At 75.5% G+C, this 15,862-nt stretch carries 14 protein-coding genes; 10 read left to right on the top strand and 4 right to left on the bottom strand.

The window, feature by feature from the left end:
• The first annotated feature begins 151 nt into the window (after positions 1-151).
• From D7M15_RS01365 to D7M15_RS01325, 9 genes are all read left to right on the top strand, one after another.
• Positions 152-808, top strand: coding sequence for a hydrolase (locus tag D7M15_RS01365; protein WP_121515794.1), 657 nt, complete (start codon positions 152-154; stop codon positions 806-808).
• Between the two features lie 138 nt (positions 809-946).
• Entirely contained in the window at positions 947-1,255 is a 309-nt protein-coding gene (locus tag D7M15_RS01360; RefSeq protein ID WP_121515793.1) for a GNAT family N-acetyltransferase, read from the top strand.
• Positions 1,256-1,312: 57 nt separating this feature from the next.
• Positions 1,313-1,612: a (4Fe-4S)-binding protein gene (locus D7M15_RS01355; RefSeq protein ID WP_240649082.1), complete on the top strand. Its 300-nt coding sequence runs from the start codon at positions 1,313-1,315 to the stop codon at positions 1,610-1,612.
• A complete protein-coding gene (locus D7M15_RS01350) occupies positions 1,609-2,016 on the top strand; it encodes a nuclear transport factor 2 family protein (protein ID WP_240649081.1) in 408 nt (135 codons plus the stop codon). The genes D7M15_RS01355 and D7M15_RS01350 overlap by 4 nt, the downstream gene beginning before the upstream one ends.
• A gap of 182 nt (positions 2,017-2,198) precedes the next feature.
• A complete protein-coding gene (locus D7M15_RS01345) occupies positions 2,199-2,585 on the top strand; it encodes a VOC family protein (RefSeq protein WP_121515792.1) in 387 nt (128 codons plus the stop codon).
• A gap of 244 nt (positions 2,586-2,829) precedes the next feature.
• Complete coding sequence (lanKC, locus tag D7M15_RS01340; RefSeq protein ID WP_121515791.1) at positions 2,830-5,520, top strand: class III lanthionine synthetase LanKC; 2,691 nt, start codon at positions 2,830-2,832, stop codon at positions 5,518-5,520.
• A 29-nt stretch (positions 5,521-5,549) separates the two neighbouring features.
• Entirely contained in the window at positions 5,550-5,678 is a 129-nt protein-coding gene (locus tag D7M15_RS01335; protein WP_121515790.1) for a SapB/AmfS family lanthipeptide, read from the top strand.
• Between the two features lie 254 nt (positions 5,679-5,932).
• A complete protein-coding gene (locus tag D7M15_RS01330; protein WP_206337443.1) occupies positions 5,933-7,681 on the top strand; it encodes an ABC transporter ATP-binding protein in 1,749 nt (582 codons plus the stop codon).
• The gene (locus tag D7M15_RS01325; RefSeq protein WP_206337302.1) at positions 7,678-9,507 is read left to right on the top strand and encodes an ABC transporter ATP-binding protein; all 1,830 of its coding nucleotides are present in this window, start codon (positions 7,678-7,680) and stop codon (positions 9,505-9,507) included. Before D7M15_RS01330 ends, D7M15_RS01325 begins: the two co-directional genes overlap by 4 nt.
• 21 nt (positions 9,508-9,528) lie before the next feature.
• Here the strand turns inward: D7M15_RS01325 and D7M15_RS28840 are convergent, their stop codons facing one another.
• On the bottom strand, positions 9,529-10,137 hold the full coding sequence (locus tag D7M15_RS28840) for a response regulator transcription factor (protein ID WP_240649080.1): 609 nt from the start codon (positions 10,135-10,137) through the stop codon (positions 9,529-9,531).
• Positions 10,138-10,447: 310 nt separating this feature from the next.
• On the opposite strand from D7M15_RS28840, the gene D7M15_RS01315 reads away from it, so the two are divergent.
• Positions 10,448-10,771 carry a plasmid stabilization protein gene (locus tag D7M15_RS01315; protein WP_121515787.1) on the top strand — a complete coding sequence of 108 codons (324 nt, stop codon included), beginning with the start codon at positions 10,448-10,450 and terminating at the stop codon, positions 10,769-10,771.
• 90 nt (positions 10,772-10,861) lie between these two features.
• Here D7M15_RS01315 and D7M15_RS01310 read toward each other — a convergent pair whose 3' ends face one another.
• The 3 genes from D7M15_RS01310 to D7M15_RS01300 all read right to left on the bottom strand — a co-directional run bounded on the left by D7M15_RS01310 (position 10,862) and on the right by D7M15_RS01300 (position 15,793).
• Positions 10,862-11,329, bottom strand: coding sequence for a hypothetical protein (locus D7M15_RS01310; RefSeq protein WP_121515786.1), 468 nt, complete (start codon positions 11,327-11,329; stop codon positions 10,862-10,864).
• 122 nt (positions 11,330-11,451) lie between these two features.
• A complete protein-coding gene (locus D7M15_RS01305; RefSeq protein WP_121515785.1) occupies positions 11,452-14,610 on the bottom strand; it encodes a discoidin domain-containing protein in 3,159 nt (1,052 codons plus the stop codon).
• A gap of 76 nt (positions 14,611-14,686) precedes the next feature.
• Positions 14,687-15,793 (bottom strand): glycoside hydrolase family 130 protein, encoded by a 1,107-nt coding sequence (locus D7M15_RS01300; protein WP_206337301.1) that lies wholly within the window; start codon positions 15,791-15,793, stop codon positions 14,687-14,689.
• Between the last annotated feature and the right edge of the window lie 69 nt (positions 15,794-15,862).

Here is a 15,862-nt window from a genome sequence, read left to right as displayed (position 1 = left end):
TTGACATGCCAACAACTGACTCGTAGCTTGGTTGATGCGTCAACCAAAAGGTTCGGGGTCCCCGGCCGACCCGTACCCGGGTCGCCACCCGCCCGGCACGCCGGGCCGATCGGGACACCCCGCCGACGCGAAGCCCCAGGAAGGGACGCCCGTGAGCACCCAGAACAAGGCCGGACTCGACGCGCTGCTGACGCCCGAGGAGAGCGTGCTCGTACTGATCGACCACCAGCCTTTCCAGTTCGCGAACCTGAACAGCCACGAGCCGACGATGGTCGTCAACAACGTCGTCGGGCTGGCCAAGGCGGCCAAGCTGTACGGCGTCCCGACCATCCTGACGACCGTCCTGGAGGACCGCGGCGGCTTCCTCATCAAGGGCGTGCAGGACGTCTTCCCGGAGCAGAAGCCGATCGACAGAACCCTCATCAACACCTGGCAGGACCCCAAGGTCGTGGACGCCGTCAAGGCGACCGGCCGCAGGAAGCTGGTGCTCGCCGGTCTCTGGACGGAGGTCTGCCTGGCCATGCCCGCGATACAGGCGGCGGGCGAGGGCTTCGAGGTGTACGCCGTCACCGACGCCTCGGGCGGCGGCTCCAAGGAGGCGCACGACATGGCCGTGCGGCGCATGGCCCAGGCGGGCGTCACGCCGATCACCTGGCTCGCGGTGATGAGCGAGTGGCAGCGCGACTGGGCCCGCGAGGAGACCGTGCCGGGCGCCGCCGAGATCCTGGCGCAGCACGGTGGCGCCAGCGGTGTGGCCTTCGCCTGGGAGACGCAGCTCCTCGGCGCCCGGTCCGGCGACGCCGCCTGACGCGTCGTCCGACGCGCTGACGCGCTGACACGGTGACGGGCCGACCGGCGGACGGCGGCCGGTCGGCCCGTCCCGCCGGAACGGCGCGGAAGCGGAAGCGAAACGAAGCGGAACGAAGCCGAACGAACGGAGGACACCATGACGGTACGAGTGGACGACGCCCCCGAGGCCAGGCGGTACGAGGCGCGGGTCGACGGGGAGACGGAGATCGCGGGCGTCGCGGAGTACATCCGCACGGCGGAACTCGTCGCCTTCGTGCACACGGAGGTCCCGGCCGCGTACGAGGGCAGGGGCGTCGGCTCGGCGCTGGCCCGCACGGCCCTGGACGACGCGCGCGCCGCGGGCCTGCGGGTGCTGGCCACCTGCCCGTACTTCGCGGGCTGGATCGCCCGGCACCCCGAGTACCAGGACCTGCTCTACCAGTCCCGCAGCCATGTCAGCGACTGAACGCCGACGGCGGCGACCGCACGCGACGGCCGGAGACGGCAGTGAGGGAGGCCCGTGGTGAGTGAGATCCGCGAGGGAGGCGGCGCCGGGAGGAAGGCGTACGAGGGACGGTCGGTCACCGTGACGTTCGAGGCCGGGCGGTGTCGGCACGCCGCCGCGTGCGTCGACGGACTGCCGGAGGTCTTCGACCCGGGCGCCAGACCGTGGGTCCGGCCCGACGCCGCCGAGGCGGAACGCGTGGTCGAGGTGGTGCGGCGCTGCCCGTCGGGCGCGTTGCGGTACGCGCTCGTGAACCGCGCCGCGTCGGACGGCGGGCCCGACGCGGCCCCCGGGACGGGTGCGGAGGGGAAGCCGTGACCGGCGACGTCGGGGGCACCGGCGGCGCCGGGGACGGTCGGGAGCGGCGGAACACCGAGATCGTGCTCACCGCCATGCGGGAGCTGTTCCACGAGAAGGACCTCACCGCGCTCGACCGGTACTGGGCCGAGCCCTACACGCAGCACAGCCCCCGGATGGCCAGCGGCCTGGCGACGCTCCGCGCCGCGGTGCCCACGCTGGTGGGCTTCTCGTGGGAGCCCCGGCGCACCGCCGCCCAGGGGGACCTGGTGTTCACCCACAGCCTGGTCCACGGCTGGGGGCCCGGACCCGTCGTCATCGTGGACGTCTTCCGGCTGGAGGGCGGCCGCATCGTCGAGCACTGGGACGTCGTCCAGGACCACGTACCCGCGGCGGAGACGGCCAGCGGCAACCCGATGGTCTGACCCGCGCGGAGGGTCCGACCCGCGCGGCGGACCCCGGCTCCCGGGCGGCCCGTTCCGTCCGGGAGCCGGGTCGTGCGGGTGGTTCGCGCGCCGTCGCGCCGCCCGCCGCACCGCGCGGGCGCGGGACGCCGGAGGCTACGCTGTGGCCGCGAAGTCGCGCCGTACGTCCGGGAGGTACCGCCATGGCCAGCAAGTTCACCGAGTTGGCGATCGACTGCGCCGACCCCGCGGCGCTCGCCCGGTTCTGGTGCGCGGTCCTCGACTACGAGGTGCGCGAGGAGGAGGACGGGCTGGTGGAGATCGGCTCTCCCACCGCACCCGAGGGCAAGGCACGGCCCGGCCCCGTACCGCCGACGCTGACGTTCGCGCGGGTGCCCGAGGGCAGGACCGTGAAGAACCGGCTGCACATCGACGTGAACCCCACCGACCGGGAGCAGGACGACGAGGTGCGGCGCCTGCTGGAACTCGGTGCCACGCACGCCGACGTCGGCCAGGGCGAGGGGAGTTGGGTGGTCCTCGCCGACCCCGAGGGGAACGAGTTCTGCGTCCTGGCGGGCCGTCACCCCTGACGTCCGGCCCGGCACGCCGTACGGAGGCGTGACGACGAAGTCGTGTTCGATCCGGGCGACTTGAACGCATTCCCGTTCGAATTCCCGTGGAATTACGGCACTTCACCTGCCGCTCCACGAGCGGAACGGCGAATTCCCCGGCGTGCGCCACCGGTTGAAGCGCATATCCGATTCATGACGCCCGTAACTGTTCCGTCGTCATTCCCGCTGCGAGACTCGTCCCCGTCATCGCTTGGGAGGCGGGATGAGCAAGGGTTACGCCGTATTCTGCGACGCGGACCGGCATTTCTACGACGCACCGCACCGCGTGGCGTCGACCGCGGACGCGCCGGGGGAGCGCTATCCGGCGGCGCGCCGCGAGGTGCCCGAGGGCTGGCAGCGGCACGAGTCGGGCGACTGGTTGGCGTTCCGGCCCGTACGGGCCCAACTCCCGGACCAGGGCTGGAAGATCCACGTGTCCGCCCGGCTGGAGAACGCCGAACGCGTACTCGACACGGTGTGGGACTACTGCGTACCGCGGTCGATCGCTTTCAAGTTCGTGCCGAGCCGCTATCTCCTGCACAACAGGAACGCGAAATACGCCGACCGCGCCGCCAGCGGAAAGTTCGTCACCGTCTATCCCGCGGACGACGCCGAGTGCCACCGCGTCGCCGCCGACCTGGATTCCCTGCTGCGGGGCGAGACCGGCCCGTACATCCTGAGCGACCTGCGCTGGGCCGACGGACCCGTCCACGTGCGCTACGGCGGATTCACGGAGCGCAACTGCCACGACGAGCACGGCACGTCCGTTCCCGCGATCACCGGTCCCGACGGGAAACTCGTGCCGGACCACCGCGGGCCCGCCTTCCGCGTCCCCGAGTGGCTCGAACTCCCCGAGTTCCTGCGCCCGCACGAGGCGGCGCGCACCGCGACCACCGTGACGGACCTCCCGTACCGCATCGAGCGGGCCCTGCACTTCTCCAACGGCGGCGGCGTGTACGAGGGCGTGGACGAGCGTACGGGCGAGCGGGTCGTCCTCAAGGAGGCGCGGCCGCACGCCGGGCTGGCCGCCGACGGCGCCGACGCGGTGACCCGGCTCGCCCGCGAACGCAGCGCGCTGGAACGGCTGTCGGGCGTCGCGCAGACCCCGGAGGTGCGCGACGCGTTCACCCTCGGCGAGCACCACTTCCTGGTGCTGGAGCACATCGGCGGCAAGCCCCTCAACACCTTCTTCGCCCGCCGCCACCCGCTGATCGACCCGGACCCGGCGCCGGAGGCGCTGGCCGCGTACACCGACTGGGCGTTGCGCGTGCACGCGCTGGTCGAGGAGGCCGTGACGGCCGTGCACGCGCGGGGCATCGCCTTCAACGACCTGCACCTGTTCAACATCATGGTGTCCGAGGACGAGTCGTCCGTCGTGCTGCTCGACTTCGAGGCGGCCGCCGACGCGGGGGAGATGCGCCGCCAGTCGATCGCGAACCCCGGCTTCGTGGCGCCCGCGGACCGCCGCGGCACCGCCGTCGACCGCTACGCGCTCGCCTGTCTGCGCATCGCGCTGTTCCTCCCGCTGACCAGCCTCCTCGCCGTCGACCGCGCGAAGGCGGCCGACCTGGCGCGGATCGCGGCCGAGCACTTCCCGGTGCCGCCGGGCTTCCTGGAGACGGCGGTCGAGGAGATCCTGCACGGCGGCGCCGACGACGCCAGCGGTACGCACCCCGGCACCGCACCCGGCATGCGTACGCGCCCCCGCCCGGCGGCCGACCCGTACGACCTGTCCGCCGCCCGCGACTACCTGCCCGTCCGCCCCGGCGACTGGCCGCTGAGCCGCGACTCGATGGCCGCCGCCATCCGCGCCTCGGCCACCCCCGGACGCGAGGACCGCTACTTCCCCGGCGACATCGCCCAGTTCGCGTCCCCGCTGGGCGGCGCGAGCTTCGGCTACGGCGCCGCCGGAGTGCTCCACGCCCTCGCCGAGACCGGCGCGGGCGACTGCCCCGAGGCCGAGGACTGGCTGCTGCGGCGTACGAAGGAGCCGCCGCCGGTGAGCCCCCTCGGCTTCTACGACGGCCTCGCCGGAATCGCCTGGCTGCTGCACCGCGCGGGCCACCCCGCACACGCCCTGGAGCTGGCCGACCGCTGCACCGCGCAGGACTGGGGCGCCATGGGCCACGACCTGCACAGCGGCCTCGCCGGACTCGGCCTCGCCCTGGACGCGCTCGGCGCGGCCACCGGCGAGCCCGGCCCCACCGAGGCGGCGCTGCGCTGCGCGCGGCTGCTGTCCGCGCGCTACGTGGGCGACCCCGCGCCGGGCACCGACCGCAAGGCCGGGCTGCTGTACGGCGAGACGGGCCCGGCGCTGTTCTTCGTACGCCTCCACGAACGCACCGGCGACCCCGCCCTGCTGGACTGGGCCGCCGCCGCCCTCCGCCGCGACCTGGAACGGTGCGTGACCGGCGCGGGCGGCACGCTCCAGGTCGACGAGGGCTGGCGCACCATGCCGTACCTGGGCGCGGGCAGCGTCGGCATCGGCATGGTGCTCGACGACTACCTGGAGCACCGCGCCGACGAGGCGTTCGACGCGGCGCGGCGGCAGATCGTACGGGCCGCGCAGGCCAAGTTCTACGCGCAGCCCGGCCTGTTCCGCGGCGCCGCGGGCATGGTGCTGCACCTCGCGCGCACCACGGCGGGCGGACCCGGGACCACGGGTGCCGACCTGGCGCGGCAGATCGACGCGCTGTCCTGGTCCGCCCTCCCGTACCAGGGCCGACTGGCCTTCCCCGGCGAGCAGATGATGCGGCTCTCCATGGACCTGAACACGGGCACCGCCGGCTGTCTGCTGGCGCTCGGCAGTGCCCTCCACGACGGCGCGCGTCCCGCGCTGCCGTTCCTGCCCGCACCGAGGCGGGCCCCTGAGCCGGTCCCCACCGGGGACCGAACCGGAAACACCCATCCCTGAGCACCACCGTTACCTGGAAAGGCAGTGACATGAACCTTCTCGACCTGCAGACGCTGGAGACCCCCAAGGACGAGCTCAACGGCGAGGTCGCCACGGGGAGCCGGGCCAGCCTGCTGCTCTGCGGTGACAGCAGCCTGAGCGTGACCACCTGTAACTGACGGCCCGCGCCCTCGGGCGCACGCCGTGCACGGTGTTCCCCGGCAGGTGGTCAGCGCCTGCCGGGGGCACCCCGCTCGGAGCCCGGCCGCCGCGTGGCGGCCGGGCTTCCCGGACGCGAGGACCGCAGTTGGCCGCCACGTCCCCGGAGACGGACCACCGCTCCGGCACCCGTACCCGCTCCGGCGCCCGTACCCGTACCCGCCCGCGTGGCGCCTTCCGCCGCCGTACGGCCGAGGGCCCGGACGCCGTCGGGGTGCTGCGGTACGCGGCCGGGGGCGGTCGCGCCGGGCTCGCCGCGCTCCTCCTCGCCGGTCTCGCCGACGCCGCGGTCACCCTCGCGCTGCCCGCCGTGCTCGGCCACACCCTCGACCTGCTGCTCTCCGGCGGACGCCCGCACGCCTGGCTGGCGGTCTGCGCCGCGCTGGCCGCCGCGGAGGTGCTGCTCGGCGGCGGTACGGCCCTGCTGACCGGCACCGCCAACGCCCGCGCCACCGCCCGGCTCCGCCGCCGCTGCTCCACGCACCTGCTGGACACCGGCACGCGCGCCGCCGCCCGCCTCACCCCCGGCGAACTGGTCACCCGGCTCGGCGCCCACGCCACGGAGGCCGGGACCGGACCGGCCGCCGCCGCCAGCACGCTCGCCGCGCTGCTGTACCCGGTCGGCGGCCTCGTCGCCCTCGCCGTGGTCGACCCCTGGCTGGCGCTGGTGTTCGCCGCCGGACTCCCGCTCCTCGTCGGTCTGTTGCGGGCCTTCACGCGCGGCTCGGCCGCGAGCGTCGCCGCGTACCAGCGCGAACAGGGCCGGATCGCCGCGTACTTGATGGAGGCGCTGGAGGGCGCCCGTACGGTCGCCGCCGCCGGGACCGCCGCCCGCGAACGCGACCGCGTCCTCGCGCCGTTGCCCGGGCTGCGCACCCACGGGTACCGCATGTGGCAGCTCTACGGCCGTGCCATGGCGCACAGTTCGGTGCTCGCGCCGCTCCTCACGACGGCCGTCCTCGCGGCGGGCGGCCTGCGGCTCGCTGCCGGGCAGCTGACCGTCGGCGGCCTGCTGGCCGCCGCCCGCTACGCGGCGATGGCCGCGGGCGTCGGCGCCGTCGCGGGCCGGTTCGACGCGCTCGCGCGCGCGTACGCCGCGGCCGGGCGGCTGGCCGAACTCCTCGCCGTACCCGCCGTCGCGCACGGCTCCCGGCGGCTCCCGCCCGGCGGACCGGGGCGGCTGGAACTGCGCGGCGTGGACGTCGTACGCGACGGGACGCCGGTCCTGCGCGGCGTCGACCTCACCGTGCCGGGCGGCAACACCGTGGCGCTGGTGGGGCGTTCGGGCGCGGGCAAGTCCACGCTCGCCGCCGTCGCCGGACGGCTCCTCGACCCCGACGGCGGCGAAGTGACCCTGGACGGCGTCCCGTTGCCCGCGCTCGACCGGCGGGAGCTGCGTACGGAGATCGGCTACGCCTTCGAACGACCCGCCCTCTTCGGCGCCACCGTCCGCACCGCGCTCGCCTTCGGCGCGCACGCCGCGCCGCACACCGAGGTGGTCGCGGCGGCACGGACGGCGGGCGCCGACGGCTTCGTACGCCGCCTTCCGCTGGGCTACCACACGCCCCTCGCGGACGCGCCGCTCTCCGGCGGCGAACTGCAACGGCTCGGCCTGGCACGGGCGTTCGCGCACTCCGGCCGGTTGCTGATCCTGGACGACGCCACGTCCAGCCTGGACAGCGTCACCGAGTACGAGGTGGAACGCGCCCTGGCGCGGCGCACGCGCGCCGGTACGCGGCTGCTCGTCGCCCACCGGGTCTCCGGCGCCGCCCGCGCCGACCTGGTGGCCTGGCTGGAGGACGGGCGCGTACGGGCCGTGGCGCCGCACGCCGTGCTGTGGGCGGAACCGGCGTACCGGGCCGTCTTCGCGGCGGCCGACGGCGGCGCCGACGCCTCCGGGGACCCCGGCGGAGCGGACGGCCCCGGGGGCCCGGACGCCGCCGCCCGGCCGGAGCGCCGGTGACCGGCGAGGGCGCCACGGCGCGCCCGCTGCGCCGCGTCCTGCCACGGGCGCGCCGCTTCCTGCGCCGCCGCCGCCGCCCGCTGGCGCGACTCGCCGCCTTCTCCGTACTGGAGTCCGCGCAGACCTTCCTCGGTGGCTACGGCGTCGCCCGCGCGCTCGACGACGGCTTCCTCGCCGGGGACACCGCCACCGGCCTCCTCTGGCTGGCCGCGGGCGCCGTGGCCGTGATCGCGGGCGGCCCGGTCGTACGGGGCGTCTTCCGGCACCTCGCCGACCTCGTCGAACCGCTGCGGGACGGCCTGCTGCGCCTCGTGGTCACCCGCGCACTCCGGGAGGCGACCACCGGCGACGGCCGTACGGACGCCGGGGCCGTGTCGCGGCTGACCAGCCAGACGGAGGCCGCGCGCGACGGGTTCGCGGGGCTGGTGCTGACGGCCCGTACGTTCGGCGTCACCCTGCTCGGTACGGTCGCCGGGCTGGTCGTCCTCGATCCGCTGCTGCTGCTCGTCGTGCTGCCGCCGCTGGCGCTGGGCTCGCTGCTGTTCTGCCTCTCGCTCGGGCCGACCGCGCTGCGCCAGCACCGGTCGCTGGAGGCGGACGAGGCGCTGGCCGCCGGGTTCGGCGCCACCGCGCGCGGCCTGCGGGACGTGGTGGCCTGCGGCGGCGAGCGGCAGCGGGCGGACGAGGGGGAGGCGCTGACGGACGCGGCGGAGGCGGCGGCCCGCTCGCTGGCCCGCTGGGCCGCCCTGCGGCCCCTCACGCTGGGGGTCGCGGGCCAACTCCCCGTCGTACTGCTGCTGGTGTGCGCCCCCTGGCTGCTGCGCGGCGGCGTCAGCGCGGGCGAACTGCTGGGCGCCCTCACGTATCTGACGCAGTGGCTGCTGCCCGCGCTCAACACCCTCGCGCAGGCGCTGGGCACGGCCGCGACGCGGCTGCTGGTCGTCCTCGACCGGCTCACCCACGACCCGTACGCGGCACCGGACCCGGCCCGGCCGGACCCGGCGCACGTCCCGGAGGCCGCAGTCCCGGAGGCCGCCGCCGCGACCCCGCCGGAGCCCGCCCCGTACGCGTACGGCGGCGGCACCGGCACCGGCGCCCGCGTGGGCCCGCGCGTCGAACTGCGCGGCGTGCGCTTCGCGTACGGCCCCGGCGCCCGGCCCGTGCTCGACGGGCTCGACGCCGTCGTCGAACCCGGGGAGTGCCTCGCCGTGGTCGGCCCCAGCGGCATCGGCAAGTCCACGCTGGCCGCGCTGACCGCCGGGCTCCTCACCCCCGCCGCCGGGCAGGTCCTCGTCGACGGCCGACCCCCGCTCCCGCCGGAGCGGGGCGAACCGGCGCTGCGGCGGGTGCTCATCCCGCAGCAGGCGTACGTCTTCAGCGGCACCCTCCGCGAGAACCTGCTCTACCTCTGCCCGGACGGCGCCCCGCCCGCCGACGTGGCGGCCTCCGCCCGCGCCGTCGGCCTCGACCCGCTGTTGCGGCGGCTGGGCGGCCTGGACGCGACCGTCGTGCCGGAGGCCCTGTCGCAGGGCGAACGGCAGTTGGTCGCGCTGGCCCGCGCGCACCTCTCGCCCGCACCCCTGGTGCTGCTCGACGAGGCGACCTGCCATCTCGACCCGGCGGCGGAGGCCCGCGCCGAACGGGCCTTCGCCCGCCGTCCGGGCACCGTCGTCGTCATCGCCCACCGGCTGTCCTCGGCCCGCCGCGCGGACCGCGTCCTCGTACTGGACGGGCTGCGGGCGCTCAGCGGCGGGCACCGCGAACTGCTCGACAGTTCGCCCCTCTACCGCGAGCTGTTCGGGCACTGGGAGGCGCCCCGCGTCTGACCCGTCCGCGCGGGCCCGGCGTCACAACCAGCCGGCGCCCTGCGATATCCGTATCGCGTCGACCCTGTTGCGCGCCCCCGTCTTGCGGGTGATGGCCGCCATGTAGTTGCGCACCGTGCCGGACGTCAGATGCAGCAGCCCGGCGATGTCGGAGTTGGAGGCGCCCTGCGCCGCCAGCTCCAGGACGTTCAACTCGCGTGGTGTCAGCGGGATGCGGGACGCCTCCAGAAACCCGAAGGCGAGCGATTCGTCGACGAACCGCTCGCCCGCGGACACCCGCCGGATGGCCTCCACGAGTCTCTGGGGTACGGCGTCCTTCCCCACGTAGCCGTTGGCGCGGCTGGCGAACGCGCGGCGCAGCGTGCCCGGACGGGACGGGTGCGCCAGGACCAGCAGCGCGCAGCCGCTCCCGCTGAGCTGACGGACCAGCTCGCCGTGCGGCGCGAGCGTACCGGCGCTGCCGTGGCACTCCAGGTCCGCGAGGCAGACCTGGGGCCGTAACGAGCGCAGCGTGCCCGAGGCGCGTGCCCACGGCGCCGACACGACGTCGAGATCGTGCTCGACGGCGAGCAGGGACTCCAGCGCGGACCGCCACAGATTGGACTCGTGCAGAACGAGAACGCGGATCACTCCGGTCCCTCCCTCCCCCCGGTTCACCCGGCCACGGATCGTGGTCGAATGATGACCGCAAGTATGAACAGGCGACAGGTTCGCAGCTCGGAGGGGGAACGCACAGGGCGCATGAGGCGCTTTCACGAAATAACTCGCGTGCCCCCGCGCGCCCCCTATTCGTCCCGCCCTTTCCGCTATTTCTGCGGCCGCGCCCTGTACAGTCCGCCCCCGCGCCGCGCGGGCCCGGTGGCGTGTGTGAAGCGGCGCCCTCGTGTTACCCGTACCGGCGAGGGTCCGCGGACCCGGCCCACCGCACCGAGGAGGAGCGATGCCCGCAGGTTCGAACGCCAAGCGCGAGCGCCAGTACGAGCACATCAAGGACAGCGCGGAGGAGCGCGGCGCCTCCGAGGGCCGCGCGAAGGAGATCGCCGCGCGCACCGTGAACAAGGAGCGCGCCCAGGCGGGCGAGGCGCGGGAGGCGTCCCGTACGTCGACCCGGGACAAGTCCGCGTCGCAGCGCGGCGGCGAACGCTCGCACCGCGGACCGGTGAGCCCCACCCGCGACCAGCTCTACAACGAGGCCAAACAGCGTGGGGTGGAGGGCCGCTCGAAGATGAACAAGCAGCAGCTCGCGCGGGTGCTCGGCCGCTGAGCGCCCCCGGGGCGGGAGCGGCGCCGACGGACCCGCGCGCGTGCCGGGTCCGTCGGCGCCTCTCGCCGTCGCCCGCTCACCGTCGCCCGGTCACCCGCGCGGGTCGGCCGCCGCGACGAGGGCGTACGTGATTAGCCCGTACGCCAGGTGCGGTACGGCGTCCGACGCCCAGTCCGCCCCCGACCACTCCGCCGGGTCGCTCACCTCCAGCCGGGCGATCGGCAGGTCGGTGGCCGCCATGGCCAGCACGCCCGTGACGGCGCCGCCCAGCCATACCGGCATCCGTACGCCCGCGCGCCGCAGCAGCGACACCGCGGCGCCCACGCCGCAGCCGACGGCGATGCCGGAGAGGGCGCCGAGCCCCGTCAGCCGGTTGTCGCGGGTGTCGCCCGCGCCCGGTACGGGGTGTCCGGCGTGGTCGGTGAGCCGGTCCACGACCTGCGCGGGCACGTCGCTGCCGCCGCGCCCGCGCCAGGCCATGTCGGCGTAGGTGACGGCGTTGAGTACGGTCGTTCCGGCGGCGCCCGCGGCGCCACCGCGCACAATGCTCTGGATCATGCCGGGCCGGGTTCCCGCCCGCCCGGGTCCGAACCGTCCCGGATTCCGCCGGTTCGGGGGCCGGGCGGTCCGCAGGCCGTACGGTCCGGGCACCGCGACGCGTGCCCGGACCGTACGGCGGCTCAGCGCACCGACAGCCGTACGACACCGGTCCGCGCGTCCGGTGCCCCCGCCACCGCGAGCGCCACGTAGCGCGCCGCCCCGGAGCGGCGCAGGCTCCGTACCCGCCCGTGGCCGTCCAGGGTGCCCGCCCGCCGGTAGCGCACCCCGTCGTCGCTGAACTCGACGTGCGCCGCCGGGGCCCGCCCGTCGGACCACTCGACCTCCACGCGGCGCACCTCCCGCCGCGCGCCGAGGTCCACGACCATCCGCCCGTTGCGGCCGGGCCGCCAGCGGGTGTCCGGATCGCCGTCGACGGCCGCGTCCGGCGCCGACATGCCCTGCGGCAGCGGCGCGTTGGGGAAGGCGTTCCGGCCCAGCGCGTGGTCGTCGCCGGGGTACGGGTGCGCGCCGGGCACCGTGACGTCCGTGCCGCGGCCGGGCCGTACCGTCACGTCCGCGCGGTGCCCCTGGCCCTCGACCCGCACCCGGCAGCGGGGCCCGGAAAGGCGCAGGGTGGCGGCGTCGTCGACCCGCACCCGCAGCCCGTTCGGCAGCGCCCGCCCGGACAGCGCCCGCAGGGTGAAGCGCGGCGGCAGCAGTCGCGCGGTCGCGGCGTCGAGGCGTACGGCGATCCGCGTGCCGTCGCGCGTCACCGTCTGCTCGCCCTCGTACACCCGCCGGACGCGGCCCTCCTGCGGGACGGTCACGTCGCAACGGACCTGCCCCGCCGAGAGGTTGAACAGGCTGAGGTGCCCGTCGGTGACCGCCGCGCGCACCGCGCCGTCGCCGGGGACCGGCTGCGGGCGGCGGGCGAGGGCGGCCAGCCCGGCGGCGGACTCCCCGCAGTGGCCCTCGACCAGGAGCGGGCCCCGGGCGTCCTCGCCCAGCGTGATCACGTCCCCGTGCACGGCGAGGCTCGGCCGGTCGCCCCGCTCCGGACCCCGCACCACCAGACCCGCGCGGCCGTCCACGTCGAGCCAGCCGCCGCGGCTGCGGAGCGCCGGGGCGGGCCCGTCCGCCAGGTCCGTCCAGCGCTCGCCGTCGGCCGAGCCCTGCACGCGGTACGCGCGGCCCGCCGCCTGCTCCCACCGCAGGGTGACCCGGTCGACGCCGTGCTCCGCGCCGAGGTCGACGGCTAGCCAGCTGTCGGCGCGCTTCCGGTCGGCGGTGGCCACCGCCCAGCGGGTCGCGCCGTCGCCGTCCACGGCGAACCCCGGTTCCCGGCCCGGCGCGTGGGAGGAGGCCGTGGCCTTCCCGCCGCGCGCCACGTCGTCGCCGTCCGCCCCGTCGCGGGCCTCGACGGCGAACAGCGAGTAGCCGTACGTGGGGTCGGGCCGTACGCCCAGCACCCGCACGTGCCGCACCTCGGCGCGGTCGAACGTCAGCTCGTCGACGCGGCCCGCCGCCCCGGACGCGTCGCGCGCCTCGACCGTCGCCGTGCCCTCCGCGAAGCGGTACACGCGGTTGCCGTCCAGCCCGGCCACGCCCGGCATGGTGAGGTTGTGCACCTCCAGGCGGGCGCCGCGCGCGTCCGGGCCGTCGGCGGCGTACACGACGGCGCCCGAGGGGAGCGTCGTCCACCCGGCGAAGCCGTCCGGCAGCCGCAGCATCGTCGCGCTGCCGTCGAAGCCGTCGCGCGGTGCCGTGTGGACCCGCACCGAGCGGCCGGTGACCTCCACGGCGGTCGACGGCAGGAACATCGGCGTGCCGCCGCTCAGCCGGAACAGCCAGTCGTCGTGGTCCGGTTGCCACGCGAACTTCACGAACCCCGGCTTCGTCACCGCGCCCGCCCACGCCGTACGCGACTGGTGCGAGACCAGTCCCGGGCCCGTACCGAAGTCCGTCACCCCCGACGCGTACGCGAACAGCCCCTCGCGCGACAGCGGTTCCACCGGGCGGCCCGCGTCCGGCCACACGTGCAGCAGGTAGCTGAGGGCCAGTTCGGCGCGGGCCTCCGGCTCGTACTTGGGTTCGCCGGAGAACTTCGCCAGCCGGTGCTCCGGCGGGTACGCCTGGTACGCCTCCAGCCGCGCCGCCAACTCCGCCTCGGCCCGCGCCGCCGCCCGGTCGCCCAGCACCCGGGCGAGGAACGCCAACGGGATGACGTCCCGCCCGTACAGGTGCTCCCGGTCGTTCACCATCGGCATCAGCGGCTCGCCCGCGTCGGACATCACCCCCAGCAGCGTGCGCCACAGCGGCCCGGCGTTCGGCTGCCGCGTCAGCACCTCGGGCAGCGGGCGGCCCGCGGCCAGGAAGTGCGCGGCGTTGCGGCCCGAGGTCCGCCACAGCTCCGCCTGGTAGTGCGGCCCGAACGAGCCGTGGTTCTCCACCACGAACGTGTCGTACGTGTTCCGCGCGGTGTTCCGCGACACCGGTACGCCGTCCACACGCGCCGGGTTCGCCAGGTCCGCCTGCGGCAGCCCGGCCTCGTTGCGCGACCAGGCGCCGTACGCCTCGGCCCACCCGGCGTGCCGCGGGTCGTCCGGCGCCCAGGCGAGGGCGGGGGCGAGGGTCTGGGCGTAGAGGCCCATCTCCTCCAGCTTGGTGTCACCGACGTGGCCGCCCTTGAGGCCGTTCGGCGTCCAGTCCCCGGAGTCCGGGTCGTCGCCTGTACCGAGGGAGTGCGTGTACGCGGCCTGCTCGCGCGTGATCCGGTCGACCGACTCCCGCGTACCCGCGTCCAGTTCGTCCCAGAGCAGCCGGGCGGCCAGCACGAAGTACGACTGGAAGGTGGTGTCGAAGAACAGCTTGCGGCCCCATTCCCCGCCGCCCGTCAGCCGGTTGGAGGCGGCGTAGTGGCGCAGTGTCGCGAGGGTGCGGCGCTTGAGCGTCGCGCGGTCGACACTGGCCGCGTCGGCGTCGTACGTGCCGTGCGTCAGCAGTACGGCGTGGCCGAGGACGACGGCGAAGCCGAAGTCCTTCGCCGTGTAGACGCCGCGTTCCTCGTCCCACTGCGTCTCGGACCAGCGGGTGTGCCGGAGGAGGACGCGGTGGTAGGTGGCGGCCACGTCGTCGGCGCCCGTCGCGGGGTTCGTCGGCGCGGCGGACGGTGTGCCGGCGTGCGCGGCGGCCGTGGCCCGACCGGCGCCCGTGCCGAGCGGCAGGGCCGCGGCGGCGCCGGTCACCCCGGCGTACTGGAGCAGTCGGCGGCGGCCGACGGAGAGCGGAACGGACCCCACGGTGTTCTCCTCCTGGATGTGCGATGGCAGTGGTGCGTCGCCGGGACGCGTGGCGCGTACGTCCCCCGGCGTGCGGTCAGCTCCGGTCGTCCGGCCGCCAGACGGCGGCGCCCAGCACGGAGTCCGCCATGCCGTAGTAGAGGAACCAGGCGCCCCGGAAGTGGACCAGGCCCTCGCTGAAGACCACGTGGTTGACCTGGCCGTCCTGCTCGTCGTCCGAGGTCGGTACGAGGAACGGGCGTTCCAGGCGGGCCACCGCCTTCGTGGGGTCGGCGGGGTCGACGAGCAGCTGCCCGCCCGAGTACTGGCCCTTGGTCCAGCCGCCCTTCCCGTCCGAACGGCCGTTGTAGACCAGCAGGATGAGTCCGTCCTCGGTGACCAGCGGCGGCGGGCCGGGCTCGATCAGCGAGCCCTCCCAGGGGAACACCGGCTCGGCCACCGGGTCCTCGTTCCCGACCGTCTCCCAGTGGAGCAGGTCGGTCGAGGTGGCCCAGTAGATGTTCGACTCCCCGAAGTACATCCAGTACTTCCCGTCGACGGGAGTGGTCAGGATCGCGCCCGCCTTGTTCCACGGCTTGTCGCCGTGGATCGGGTCGCGCAGCTCGGGGAAGAGCGGCCCGTGCTTCGTCCAGTGCACCAGGTCCGGCGAGGTCGCCAGACAGAGGAGCGCGCTGGTGCCGTCGTACGCGGTGTAGGTGAGGTAGTACGTGCCGTCGATCCGTACGACCCGGGGGTCCTCGCAGCCGCCGGGCCGCTCGTACGGCTCGGTCGGGCGCAGCACCGGCTCCGGGCGGCGGCGGAAGTGGATGCCGTCGTCGCTCCAGGCCAGCCCGATGCTGGAGGTCTTCGCGGCGTCCTGCGCGCGGTAGAGCAGCGCGACGCGGCCGTCCACGACGAGGGCGCACGGGTTGTACAGGTACGCGGACTCCCACGGGTGGTCGGGCTCGGGCCGCAGGATCGGGTTGGCCTCGCTCCGGGTGAACGGGCCGAGGGGGAAGCGCGCCCGCCCGGTACGCGTACCGCCGCGCGGGGCGGCACCGGCGGGGGTCGCGCCGCCGAGGACCAGCGGCGCGGCGAGCGCGGCACCGGCGGCGGTGGCCGAGGCCCGGAGCAGGCCGCGCCGACCGGGGGAGGGGCGGTGGTCGTCGCCTGGGGGGAGCGCGGGCGGTACGTCGTCGGGCACGGGAGGTTCCTTCCGGCGGGCGGGCGGCGGGGCGTTCCGGACAGACGCAGCTTCCGACGCGTGCGACAA

It is taken from the genome of Streptomyces sp. Z26 (genome assembly GCF_003665095.1).
GTDB classification, from domain to species: Bacteria; Actinomycetota; Actinomycetes; order Streptomycetales; family Streptomycetaceae; genus Streptomyces; species Streptomyces phytohabitans.
This window is presented reverse-complemented; position numbering and strand designations above follow the sequence as displayed.